General features: G+C 45.6%; 10 protein-coding genes. 8 read left to right on the plus strand and 2 right to left on the minus strand.

Annotation, left to right across the window (positions count from 1 at the left end; genetic code table 11):
- Nucleotides 1-28: 28 nt before the first annotated feature.
- A complete protein-coding gene (gene glnD / locus EKN56_RS04020) occupies nt 29-2,704 on the minus strand; it encodes a bifunctional uridylyltransferase/uridylyl-removing protein GlnD (RefSeq protein ID WP_130590629.1) in 2,676 nt (891 codons plus the stop codon).
- Nucleotides 2,705-3,024: 320 nt separating this feature from the next.
- On the opposite strand from glnD, the gene EKN56_RS04025 reads away from it, so the two are divergent.
- Nucleotides 3,025-4,215 (plus strand): tetratricopeptide repeat protein, encoded by a 1,191-nt coding sequence (locus tag EKN56_RS04025; RefSeq protein WP_130590630.1) that lies wholly within the window; start codon nt 3,025-3,027, stop codon nt 4,213-4,215.
- Nucleotides 4,216-4,443: 228 nt separating this feature from the next.
- Here EKN56_RS04025 and map read toward each other — a convergent pair whose 3' ends face one another.
- Entirely contained in the window at nt 4,444-5,238 is a 795-nt protein-coding gene (map, locus tag EKN56_RS04030; RefSeq protein ID WP_130590631.1) for a type I methionyl aminopeptidase, read from the minus strand.
- A gap of 426 nt (nt 5,239-5,664) precedes the next feature.
- Here map and EKN56_RS04035 point away from each other — a divergent pair, with 426 nt between their 5' ends.
- The 7 genes from EKN56_RS04035 (at nt 5,665) to ispC (ending at nt 12,861) form a co-directional block, all read left to right on the plus strand.
- Nucleotides 5,665-6,588: an aspartate carbamoyltransferase catalytic subunit gene (locus EKN56_RS04035; RefSeq protein ID WP_130590632.1), complete on the plus strand. Its 924-nt coding sequence runs from the start codon at nt 5,665-5,667 to the stop codon at nt 6,586-6,588.
- Nucleotides 6,588-7,889, plus strand: coding sequence for a dihydroorotase (locus EKN56_RS04040; RefSeq protein ID WP_130590633.1), 1,302 nt, complete (start codon nt 6,588-6,590; stop codon nt 7,887-7,889). Before EKN56_RS04035 ends, EKN56_RS04040 begins: the two co-directional genes overlap by 1 nt.
- 330 nt (nt 7,890-8,219) lie before the next feature.
- Entirely contained in the window at nt 8,220-8,945 is a 726-nt protein-coding gene (gene rpsB / locus EKN56_RS04045; protein WP_130590634.1) for a 30S ribosomal protein S2, read from the plus strand.
- Nucleotides 8,946-9,076: 131 nt separating this feature from the next.
- Nucleotides 9,077-9,931, plus strand: coding sequence for a translation elongation factor Ts (gene tsf, locus EKN56_RS04050; protein WP_130590635.1), 855 nt, complete (start codon nt 9,077-9,079; stop codon nt 9,929-9,931).
- A 96-nt stretch (nt 9,932-10,027) separates the two neighbouring features.
- On the plus strand, nt 10,028-10,762 hold the full coding sequence (gene pyrH / locus EKN56_RS04055; protein ID WP_130590636.1) for a UMP kinase: 735 nt from the start codon (nt 10,028-10,030) through the stop codon (nt 10,760-10,762).
- 144 nt (nt 10,763-10,906) lie between these two features.
- On the plus strand, nt 10,907-11,464 hold the full coding sequence (frr, locus tag EKN56_RS04060) for a ribosome recycling factor (RefSeq protein WP_130590637.1): 558 nt from the start codon (nt 10,907-10,909) through the stop codon (nt 11,462-11,464).
- A 200-nt stretch (nt 11,465-11,664) separates the two neighbouring features.
- A complete protein-coding gene (gene ispC / locus EKN56_RS04065) occupies nt 11,665-12,861 on the plus strand; it encodes a 1-deoxy-D-xylulose-5-phosphate reductoisomerase (protein ID WP_130590638.1) in 1,197 nt (398 codons plus the stop codon).
- The last annotated feature ends 194 nt before the right edge of the window (nt 12,862-13,055 follow it).

A 13,055-nucleotide genomic window follows, 5' to 3' on the forward strand; every position in this document is an offset into this window, starting at 1 on the left:
TTCCTGATGTCGTGTATTTAAGGAAGTATTATTTGGGGCCATATTTATCCGTTGGATTCAGGGTTTCTGTCAACCTTTGTTTCAAAAGTTCGCAAATTTCAGAAGATAACGCTGTTCGTTCACTGTTTGTGAGAATGAATAAGTCTTCAACCCGTTCTCCAATAGTGGAGATGCGCGCACTGTGCAGCGATAATCCTAAATCGGCAAAAACTTCGCCGACTCTGGCTAACAACCCTGGCTGGTCAAGGGCAACCAGTTCCATATAAGTCCGTCGCTCACTATGACCTCGTAAGAAAGTTACATGAGTCGCGACATTAAAGTGGCGAAGTTTAGAAGATAGCATACGCGGGCGTGGGCGTTCATACACCGGCTGTGTTAGCGCTTGCTCCAACCCTTCCCGAATAGCCTGGTGACGGTCTGGGGTCAGTGGCTTGCCGTTAGGTTCCAGAACGATAAAGCTGTCCATTGCCATCTCATCACGATTAGTAAAAATTTGAGCATCGTGAACACTCAGGTTTTTTCTGTCCAGTTCACCAACGGTTGCGGCAAACAGGTAAGGTCGGTCATGGCTATAAATAAAGATTTCTGTTCCACCCCTGTTAGGGGTAGGACTGATAAGCACCAGTGGCTTATCGGATTTATGATTGACCAGATGGCGGGCATGCCAGGCTAACTGGCCCGGCGTATGGCGTAGAAAATAGTCGGCCCGGCATCGGCTCCAGAGATTATGCAAAGCGGCCTCGTCGATATTATCCCGTCGTAACAGAGCCAGTGCCTGGGCACGGTGGTGCCGAACGCGTTCTCTTAAGTCTGGTCGATATTGCATGCCGCGACGCAACTGTTTTTCTGTCGCGAAATAGAGTTCACGCAACAGGCTCTGCTTCCAGCTATTCCATAACGGTTCGTTAGTGGCACAGATATCAGCTACGGTAAGGCAAATCAGATAGTGCAATCGGGTTTCTGTTTGTACTTCGGTAGCAAACTGCTGAATAACTTCCGGATCTTGTATATCACGGCGTTGAGCGGTTACCGACATCAACAGATGCTGTCTGACCAGCCAACTGACTAAATCAACTTCGTTAGAGTTGAGATCGTGCAAGGTGGCAAAATCTTTCGCATCTTCAGCACCGAGAGTGGAGTGGTCACCTCCACGGCCTTTGGCGATATCATGAAACAGGGCGGCCATTAGTAATAATGACTGTTTTGGCAAACGGGGGAAAAGCTCCACGCACAGAGGGTGAGCCTGACGCGTCTCTTCATCGGCAAAGCTTTCCAGTTTTAGTAACACCCGAATAGTATGTTCATCAACGGTATAGACGTGGAACAGATCAAACTGCATCTGGCCAACAATCTTCCCCCATTGCGGCATATAGGCTGCCAGTACGCTGTGGCGATGCATTGGCACAATAGCCCGCTTGACGGCACCAGGATGGCGTAAAATGGCCATAAACAACTGACGAGCGGCGGGTAACTCGCACAGCGGCTGCTTCAAATGGCGGCGAGCATAGCGCAGATGGCGCAAAGTGGTTGAGTAAATACCTTTAATATCGGGATTACTGACCAAGCGATAGAACAGCCCTAAAATGGTTTCCGGCTGTTCGATAAACAGATTTGGATCGCGTAAATCAATCAACTGGCCGCGTAGTTGAAAACGTTCATCCAGAATTTGCGGCTTATCGGTATGGTCAACGGCTAAAATCGCCTCATCAAACAGCTGCAACAACATATGATTAAGTTCTGCAACCCGACGGGTAACGCGATAATAATCCTTCATCATGCGCTCGATTGGCTGGTTACCTTCGCCTTTATAGCCCAAGAGGGTAGCAACACTGAGTTGACGATCGAACAGCAGTCGGTTGTCGTAGCGCGGTAGAATTAAATGCAGGGCAAAACGAATTCGCCATAAAAAAGCCTGACACTCTTCCAGCTCGGTGCACTCTGCGGGGGTTAAAAAACCAAAGCTCACCATCTCATCAAGAGACGTCGCGCCAAAATGGCGACGAGCCACCCACAGCAAAGTATGAATATCCCTTAAGCCCCCGGGGCTGGCTTTAATATCGGGTTCAAGATTATAGCTGGTACCATGATAACGCTGGTGGCGCTCTTCCTGCTCCTGACACTTGGCGTGAAAGAAGGTATCTGATGGCCAGATTTCCTGTCCGAAAATATGTTTTTGTAGTGAGAGAAACAGTGCGACATCACCACAAATTAATCGTGATTCAATCAGATTGGTGGCTACAGTCAGATCGGCAATACTCTCTTCCAGACACTGTTCCAGCGTGCGCACGCTATGGCCCACCTCCAGTTTTAAATCCCACAGTAAGGTGATGATTTCTCCAACCCGTTGAGATTGTTCTTCATTTAATGGCTGATCACTGAGAATTAAAATATCAATATCAGAAAGCGGATGTAGTTCGCTACGGCCGTAGCCACCAACAGCAATTAGCACGAGCCCGCTGCGATTAGCCAATCCTTTTGCCGTTGGCTTAATAAAACCGTGAAAGAGCCAGAGCCGCTGTAGCAAGTGGTCTATATAATCCGAGCGTGCTTTCAACAGCTCATCGACCGCCACATCTGCTGCAAAAGCTTCCTTCAACCAGACCTGAAAACGTTCCAACTCCTGCTTTAAATTGGGTAACGTCAATTCGCTGTTACTTAAACAGGAAGGATCGCAGGGCTTTTTCAGCAAAACGTGCTCAAACATAGTGACAATAACCTTTTGATAGCGGAGTTAATCACGAAATAATCAATCGTTGCCGCAAAGGACAACTCCCTACTACTTAAGCTACCTGTAAACCTGAAAATTCGCCAGATGAAAGCATAGAAAACACAACGAGAGAGTTATTAATAACATAACTAATCAAGCATAGCCCTGAAGAGAACGATACAAGAGAAATTCCACATTATTGATTCGCCCTTGTATATTCAATGTATTAAAATCGCTACTGAATTTCATGTGTGACACTATTATGTGTGCATCTTAAGTGACGTAATCTATTTGTCTGTTATATAAAAGGATTTTTTATGCTGGGTTTTCGTCCTCTGATAATTTCTTTATTTGTTGCTCTTTTTTCCCCTGTTATTTTGGCTGATTCAGTAACGGTTAACGTGTTGGACGCAACAATTAAAGATAAACGTATTTCCGGTGCAGAAGTTGTACTGCAAAAGAATGGTGAGCAGAGCATCGTGGGTAACACCGATGCTCAGGGAAATGTGACTCTGAATAGTCCTTTTTCTGCTACCGGTGACAGTTTGCTGATTATCAAAAAAAGTGGTTTTTCAGATTTAGTGGTTAAGTGCCCATGCAACGGGTTGACCTATGCCATGAGCCCGGTAATGCAAAATCTGGACGGGATGCGTATTGTTTTAAGTTGGGGGGAAAAACCTGAAGATTTGGATTCTCACTTAGTCTACTCAGGTAATCATATCTTCTTTGAAGATAAGCAGGGTGATGATGCAGAGTTAGACGTTGATGATACTGATAGCTATGGACCTGAAACCATTACCATTCAGAAAAAGCAATTTGGCCAAAGCTATGTTTACGCAGTGCACGATTTTACTAACCGTTCTGATTCTGGCAGCAGTGCATTGTCTGCCAGCAAAGCGAAAGTCTTTGTTTATGTCGGTCAGTCATTAGTGCGTACTTACGATGTTCCTGTTAGCCATACTGGTAATCTGTGGACGGTCTTTCGTTTAAATCCTAATGGGGATCTTGAAGATATCAATACATTGACTTCCCTGTCCTCAGGTGGATCGGACCGACCGTCTGTTGGACCAGCCCTAACACCACTTTTGAACGATAGTTCTACTGCTACCCCCGTGAGTGCCCAGCCAATAAATAGTTCAGCGGCTCATGCGCTGAATGCCAGCGGTGAAGCTGCTTATCACGCGAATAAACTGGCTGATGCAGTGAGTTTGTATCAACAAGCTATTGAGCAGGATGGAACCTACAGTCAGGCATACAGCAATTTAGGTCTGGCCTATCAAAAACAAAATCGTGTTGCTGAAGCTATTTGGGCTAACCGCAAGGCGATAGCGTTAGCTAATGGTAATAATGCTAATACGGTTAAAGCGGCATCCTATTTCAATATTGCTCGTATCTATGAGCAGTCAGGCAATAACGCAGAAGCTTTACGTCACTTCAAATTAGCTAAACAGCAAAAAGACAATCCGGCTTATGATAAAGCGATAAAACGTATGCAGGATAAACTGTAAGGTTTACATTCGAGTTAGTCTGAAACACCGTAAGGTGTTTCAGACTGATGACAAACTTAATCAATCTGCAATTGAGAATATTCCGACCGTAAAAACGATGTTGCTCATATCACCTTGGTGCTTGAGCGGAATGTCCTCAAGGTTAATTTAAAATATACTCCAGACCCAACAACAAAAATGGCCAACCAAAGTCAGCCATTTAACAAAAAATTATACTAAAGCAGAGGATTACGCTTCTGGCGTCAAAATAGCCTCAATCGTGTCATCCTTCCGCAGGGTCAGAATCTCACAACCGGTATCAGTAACGGCAATCATGTGTTCATATTGGGCAGATAGGCTGCGATCTTTGGTTTTTACCGTCCAGCCATCGTTCATGGTACGAATACGGAAATCACCGGCGTTAACCATCGGCTCAACGGTAAAAGTCATACCTTTCTGCAATACTACGCCACCGTCATCTGCATCATAATGCAGTACCTGAGGTTCTTCATGAAACCCTTCACCAATGCCATGACCGCAATACTCTCTGACTACCGAGAAACCTTGCTTTTCAACATATTGCTGAATAGCTTTACCCAGTGTGCGCAGGCGAATACCTGGCTTAATCATTTTTAAAGCCAGATATAAACTTTCCTGAGTTACACGACACAGGCGTTCACCCAGAATGGTTTGTTTACCAACAAAATACATTTTTGAGGTATCACCATGGAAGCCATCTTTGATTACGGTAACGTCAATATTAACGATATCGCCATCTTTCAGCTTTTTGTCATCGCTGGGAATACCGTGACATACCACTTCGTTCACGGAGATACAGACAGACTTAGGAAAACCATGATACCCAAGGCAGGCAGAAACTGCTTGCTGAGTGTTGGTAATATAGTCATGACAAATACGATCCAGTTCGCCGGTAGTTACGCCAGGCTTAACGTACTGTTCGATCATTTCTAAGACTTCAGCGGCCAGACGACCAGCCACACGCATTTTTGCAATGTCTTCAGGGGTTTTGATAGAAATAGCCATAAAATTGTCCACTAATGATAGGAGTCAGCACATAACGAAGCTCAAGGGACGCAGGGTTAACTGACAACGATAATCAATTCACGATCTGAATATGGTATCAGTCCTGCAAAAGAGAACCAAATTTATCGTATTAATAACCCTTCAATAATAAGGGGTAATGTGTGTTGAAAAATAAAAAATGAAGACTGCTAACTAATACTTATTGACTAGGGTTTAATATCTGATAAATTAAGAAGGTTTGAGCGCTGTCTTTTATCTTTAGTGTGAGGTAAGAGGTTTTTAAAACCACTTAATAGTAAATTGGGCAAAGCAGGATGAGAGTACACATAGCTAAAAAGGTTGATATCAACCCCTAATCAGATACTAACAAGTATTAGATTGGGGGTTTTTTTTGATTCAAATTTCAACAGAGGAGCGAAAAATATAATGCGAGGCCAACATATTTTAGGGTTGGAACACATGTCGGTGGCGGATATCGAACGTGTGTTGAATACCGCGGATGAAATGAAAAAGGTAACTAAGCAAGACATCAAGAAATTATCTACTTTGCGCGGAAAAGCAATCGTTAACGTCTTCTTTGAAAATAGTACCAGAACACGCTCATCCTTTGAGTTGGCCGGCAAATATCTGGGTGCCGATGTGATTAATATTGCCGCCTCTACCTCCAGCGTTGCTAAGGGTGAAAGCCTGAGAGATACCCTGTTAACCGTTCAGGCAATGGGTGTTGATGCCATTGTCATGCGTCACAGTGCTGAAGGGGCCGCTCAATATGCAACCCGCTATGTTAAGGCCGTAGTGATTAACGCCGGTGATGGGGCGCATGAACATCCCACTCAGGGTCTATTAGACCTGTTAACCATTCGCCAGCATCACGGCTCTATAGCCGGTAAGAAAGTCGCTATTGTGGGTGACATTCTGCATAGCCGGGTAGCTCGATCAAATATCTGGGGTTTGCTGAAAATGGGCGCGGAAGTTCATTTAGGCGGACCAAAGACCTTAATTCCTAAAGAAATGTTGGATATGGGTGTCACCATCCATCACCGTGTGGAAGATGCCATTGCGGATGCGGACGTCGTCAACGTATTACGTATTCAACTGGAACGCCAGAAGAAGGGATTATTCCCAACGCCGCGTGAATATGCCCGTATTTTCGGTATTAACGACGAACGTTTGAAACTGGCAAAAGAGAATGTATTAGTGATGCACCCTGGCCCAATGAACCGTGGTCTGGAAATATCACCGGATGTGGCTTATGGGCGTTTCTCGGCCATTGAAGAGCAGGTGAATAACGGTGTGGCAGTCAGAATGGCAGTTCTATCTTTAACTTTAGCTGATGGGGTACAAGCATAATGGCACAGTGGTTAATTAAAAATGGTCACCTGATCGATCCTGCTAATGGTTTAGATGATGTGCTGGATATTCGTATTGCCAACGGAAAAGTGGCAGCGGTTGGAAAATCACTGAGTGCAGAAGCGAACGATGAAGTTATTGATGCCAGCGGATTAGTTGTCAGCCCTGGCTTTATTGATATCCATTGCCATTTGCGTGAACCAGGGCAAGAAGCAAAAGAAGATCTGTTAACCGGTACTGCGTCGGCCGCCGCGGGTGGTTTTACCACTATTCTGACCATGGCTAATACTCGTCCGGTTATCGATCAGGCGATTATTGTCGCCGGTATGAAACATAAAATTCAGACCGATGCGGTCGTGCGGGTAGAAATTACCGGCGCAGTGACTAAAGGTCTGGAAGGTAAAGAGCTGTCAGAAATTGGTGATATGGCACAGGCGGGAGCCAGAGCATTTTCTGATGATGGTTATTATGTTAATGATGGCCGCCTGATGCGTGCTGCGCTGGAATATGCCAGCATGTTTAATTTGCCGGTGATTTCTCACTCAGAAGATTGTTGTCTGGTCGCCGATGGCGTTATGCATGAAGGTTGTGTTTCTGCCAAGCTGGGCCTGAAAGGTCGTCCTGCTGAAGCAGAGAATATTGCAGTATCCCGTGAAATTATGCTGGCGGAAATGACCGGTGGGCATGTGCATATTGCCCATGTGAGTAGTAAAGGAGCGGTAGATTTAATTCGTGAAGCTAAGGCTAAAGGCATTAAAGTTACTGCTGAAGTTACGCCACACCATCTGTGTCTGGTGGACAAAACAATCGAGTCTTTCGATTCTGCATTCAAAGTTAACCCGCCTCTGCGTACCAATGAACATATTGTCGCATTAATTGAAGGTTTGAAAGACGGCACCCTGGATGCCATTGCCACAGACCACGCGCCACACGCTTATGAAGAGAAAGACTGTGAGTTTAATGAAGCACCTTGCGGATTTGCCGGATTTGAAACCGCATTTAGCGTGCTGCATAGCTGTCTGGTACAGACCGGACAGTGGAACTTGCAGGCACTGATTCACAAAATGACCGCGGGCCCGGCCGCCGCATTTGACTGGAAAGATCGTGGTCATCTGAGCGTTGGCGGCCTGGCAGATCTGGTGCTTATCGACCCGAAAAAGGAGTGGGTTGTTGACCCACACGCCATGCTGACCCGCGGTAAATCTTGCCCCTTCACCGGCATGGAGATGGTTGGTCAGGTAGTTCGCACCATGGTGGATGGAAAATGGGTATATCAGGATGGGAAAATCATCCGTAACTAAACTAGACTTAAGATAAATCGTTCCGCATCACGCTAAGTTAAAGTGTGTGATGCGGTGCTTTTTTCGCTTTTCCCATAGTTTTTTCGCTATTACTCATAGTAAGTAGTGGCATTTATTGCCACTTTTATGGTATAAAGCGCGCCGGAAATCCGCACTATTAACATCACTCTGTTGTGTTCTTAGGCAATGAGATCTCCACTAACATTAATCAACGTTATAACACACACGTATCGACACATACGGCGGGGTGCTCCGGAATATTATTGTTCAGGGGTCGGCGTTATGGGATACGTGGAGGCATAACCCCAAACTTTACTCATAGAGGTAATAATGGCAACTGTATCAATGCGCGATATGCTCAAGGCTGGTGTACACTTTGGTCACCAGACACGTTACTGGAACCCGAAAATGAAACCTTTCATCTTCGGTGCTCGTAACAAAGTTCATATCATCAACCTTGAAAAAACTGTACCAATGTTTAACGAAGCTCTGGCTGAGTTAGGCAAGATCGCGTCTCACAAAGGCAAAATCCTGTTTGTTGGTACTAAACGCGCTGCATCCGAGCCAGTAAAAGAAGCTGCAAAGAGCTGCAACCAATTCTACGTTAACCACCGTTGGTTAGGTGGCATGCTGACTAACTGGAAAACCGTTCGTCAGTCAATCAAACGTTTGAAAGAATTAGAAGTCCAGGCACAAGATGGTACTTTCGATAAGCTGACCAAGAAAGAAGCGCTGATGCGTACTCGTGAAATGGAAAAGCTTGAGAACAGCCTGGGTGGTATCAAAGACATGGGCGGCCTGCCTGATGCAATTTTCGTTATCGATGCCGATCACGAACACATTGCTATCAAAGAAGCAAACAACCTGGGTATCCCTGTATTTGCTGTTGTTGATACTAACTCTGATCCGGACGGTGTTAACTTCGTTATCCCTGGTAACGATGATGCTATCCGTGCAGTACAACTGTACCTTGGCGCTGTTGCTGCAACCGTACGTGAAGGTCGTTCAGACCAGGGCGTTCAGGCTGTAGAAGAAAGCTTCATCGAAGCAGAGTAATAAGGCGTGCTCCATTAGAGAGCCCTTATTAACCAGGTATTAGATATGTTGGTTAGGGGGCCTTTGCAGGCTCCCTTTTTGCTTATTTATGCAACAGAACATCCGACAAAGAATAACCGAGGATAAAGAGAATGGCTGAAATTACTGCAGCTCTAGTAAAAGAACTTCGCGATCGTACCGGTGCTGGTATGATGGAATGTAAGAAAGCGCTGGTTGAAGCAAATGGCGATATCGAGCTGGCTATCGACAACATGCGTAAATCAGGTCAGGCAAAAGCGGCTAAGAAAGCTGGTCGTGTAGCTGCTGAAGGCGTTATCCTGACTAAAATCGCTGCTGATGCCAAAGTTGGCGTCATCATGGAAGTTAACTGTGAAACTGACTTCGTAGCTAAAGATGCCGGTTTCCTGGCTTTTGCTAACGCAGCTGTTGATGCAGCACTGGCTGAAAACATCAGTGATGTTGAAGTATTAAAAGCAAAATTTGAAGAGCAGCGTACTGCGCTGGTAGCGAAAATTGGTGAGAACATCAATATTCGTCGCGTTGAAGTAGTTAAAGGCGACAGACTGGGCGCTTACATGCACGGCGCGCGTATCGGTGTTCTGGTTTCTGCAACCGGTACTACTGATGATGAGCTGGTTAAGCATGTTGCTATGCACATTGCTGCAAGCAAGCCTGAATTCGTTTCTCCAGACGACGTACCTGCTGAAGTAGTTACTCGTGAGCACGAAATCCAGATCGACATCGCTATGCAATCTGGCAAACCTCGCGAAATCGCTGAGAAAATGGTTGAAGGCCGTATGCGTAAGTTCACCGGTGAGATCTCTCTGACTGGTCAGGCTTTCGTTATGGACCCAAGCAAAACCGTTGGCGATCTGCTGAAAGAGAAGAAAGCTGGCGTTGTACAATTTATCCGCTTCGAAGTGGGTGAAGGTATTGAGAAAGTAGAAGTAGACTTTGCAGCAGAAGTTGCTGCGATGACTAAGTAAACTTAGCTTGATGCATAAAGGCGGATCGATCACCATATCGGTCCGTTTTTTTAGAATAAACAGACCATTATAAACAGCCAACCAGGAAACAAGACTATGGCTACTAACGCGAAACCCGTATATCAAAGAATCCTACTTAAATTAAGTGGCGAAGCCTTACAGGGCTCTGAAGGTTTTGGCATTGATGCCAGTGTGTTAGACCGCATGGCACAAGAGATTAAAGAGCTGGTCGAGTTAGGCATTCAGGTTGGTGTAGTTATTGGTGGCGGCAATCTATTTCGCGGCGCAGGCCTGGCAAAAGCCGGTATGAACCGTGTAGTGGGCGACCACATGGGAATGTTAGCTACCGTAATGAACGGACTGGCTATGCGTGATGCGCTACATCGTGCCTATGTGAACGCTCGTCTGATGTCTGCTATCCCTCTTAACGGCGTCTGTGATGATTACAGCTGGGCAGAAGCTATCAGCCTGCTGCGTCATGGTCGAGTAGTTATTTTCTCTGCGGGTACCGGTAATCCATTCTTTACTACCGATTCTGCTGCCTGTTTACGCGGCATTGAAATCGAAGCAGACGTAGTACTGAAAGCGACTAAAGTTGACGGCGTGTTCTCTGACGATCCAGTGAAAAACCCGGAAGCGACTTTGTATGAAACCCTGAGCTATCAGGATGTATTAGAACGTGAACTGAAAGTGATGGATCTGGCGGCATTTACACTGGCTCGCGATCATAACTTACCGATTCGCGTATTTAATATGAATAAGCCTGGCGCCTTACGCCGTGTAGTAATGGGCGAAGCTGAAGGGACGTTAATTACCAAACCGACTGAATAATTCAGCGCGGCGGTGAAATAAAAGCTTATAGTATGCTTCTCTTCAGGCTGAAGATGAGTGTTGAAGCAAAGTAGCAAATTTCTTATTCGCGGGCTATGCATAAGGCGTGGCCCACCATATTACTAGCATTAAAAGGTTAGCAACGTGATTAACGATATTAGACAAGATGCTCAGGTACGCATGGAAAAGTGCCTGGAAATGTTTAAAACACATATCAGCAAAGTTCGTACTGGCCGTGCTCATCCAAGCATTCTTGATGGTGTTCAGGTTGATTACTATGGTTCAGCAACCCCTTTGCGTCAGTTAGCCAACGTAGTGGTTGAAGATTCCCGTACTTTAGCTATTACCGTGTTTGACCGTAGCTTAGGTCCGGCGGTTGAAAAAGCGATTATGTCGGCTGATTTAGGCTTAAATCCATCTTCTGCGGGCACAGTTATTCGTGTTCCACTTCCTCCGTTAACTGAAGAACGTCGTAAGGATTTGACTAAAGTTGTGCGTAACGAAGCAGAACAAGGTCGTGTTTCTATCCGTAACGTTCGTCGTGATGCTAACGATAAAGTTAAAGCGCTGCTGAAAGATAAAGAGATCAGCGAAGATGATGAGCGTAAAACACAGGATGAGATTCAAAAACTGACTGATATTTATATCAAGAAAGTGGATGAAGCATTAACTGAGAAAGAAGCAGAGTTAATGGCGTTCTGATTCTGTTTTGAATTATGGCCCGGTGGCTGTTACCAGCACCGGGCTTTTTTTTTACAAAACGAGAGATAACGCGGTTCAGCCGACTAAGTTAATTAGTGATCTCTTCACTATGAAAAGAGTAATATGTGCAGCATTCAATTTCGACAGGCGCGTTTCTGCCGAAATACCAGCGTATTTGTCAGTGATAATGAATTAGCCTAATGAAAAAGATAACTATTCTTGGATCGACGGGGTCTATTGGTCACAGTACATTGTCGGTAGTCCGGGAAAATCCACATTTATTCAGTGTGTTTGCATTAGTTGCCGGTAGCAATGTTGAAAAAATGGCGCAGCAGTGTCGGGAGTTTACCCCCCGCTTTGCTTCGATGGCCGATGAAAGCTCAGCACAACAGTTACGTACCATCCTTAAATCTGAAGGGATGAAAACAGAAGTGGTCAGTGGTATTCAGGCCGCTTGCGAATTGGCTGAAGATGCTGAAGTTGATCAAGTGATGGCCGCCATCGTGGGGGCTGTCGGTCTGTTACCGACTTTGGCCGCGATAAGAGCAGGCAAACAGGTATTATTGGCCAATAAAGAGTCGCTGGTTACTTGCGGTCGTCTGTTTATGGATGCCGTTGCCCAGTCTGGGGCACAACTCTTGCCAATTGACAGTGAGCATAATGCTATTTTTCAGAGCATGCCTGAAGCGGTTCAACAAGATCTTGGTTGTGCTTCATTAGAAGAGCAGGGCATTACCCGTATTGTATTAACCGGGTCAGGTGGGCCTTTCAGAACGACAGCAGTGGAACAATTGAGGCACATGACGCCGGATCAGGCGTGTGCACATCCTAATTGGTCAATGGGACGCAAGATTTCTGTCGATTCAGCAACTATGATGAATAAGGGGCTGGAATACATTGAGGCTCGTTGGTTGTTTAATGCTGCGCCAGAGCAGATGGAAGTGTTAATTCATCCTCAATCGGTTATCCACTCAATGGTGCGTTATCATGATGGCAGCGTGATTGCGCAATTGGGAACACCGGATATGCGTACGCCAATTGCTCACGCTATGGCTTATCCAAATCGGGTGGCATCCGGCGTTAATCATCTGGATTTTTGCAGTATCGGCGCACTGACGTTTGAGCAGCCTGATTTTGACCGCTATCCTTGCCTGAAATTAGCCATTGAGGCCAGTCATGCAGGTCAGGCAGCAACAACAACGTTAAATGCTGCCAATGAGTGTAGCGTTGGTGCATTTTTACAGGGTAAAATTGGGTTTACTGATATTGCCGCTATTAATAACCGAGTGATGGCGTCACTGGTTCATGCGGAACCTCACAGTATTGATGAGGTTTTAGCTATAGATTCATGGGCCAGAGTGCAGGCAGACCAAATTATTGCATCATGGAATCATTAACAATGGTTGATTTGTTCCAATTGGGGCTAAATGGTATAGTTTGTTTCATCATGCGGTTTAAGCTATCCGATCCATGGATTTGGGCGGTAGAAAAGCGCGTTAACGAGCTGTTTTTTCGGGCCGTGAAGAGTTCACGGCTTTTTTGCGCAAGAAAAACAACAGTCTCTTACGGTTGTTCTATTTTTAGCTGAGGA

It is taken from the genome of Limnobaculum zhutongyuii (assembly GCF_004295645.1).
GTDB lineage: Bacteria > Pseudomonadota > Gammaproteobacteria > Enterobacterales > Enterobacteriaceae > Limnobaculum > Limnobaculum zhutongyuii.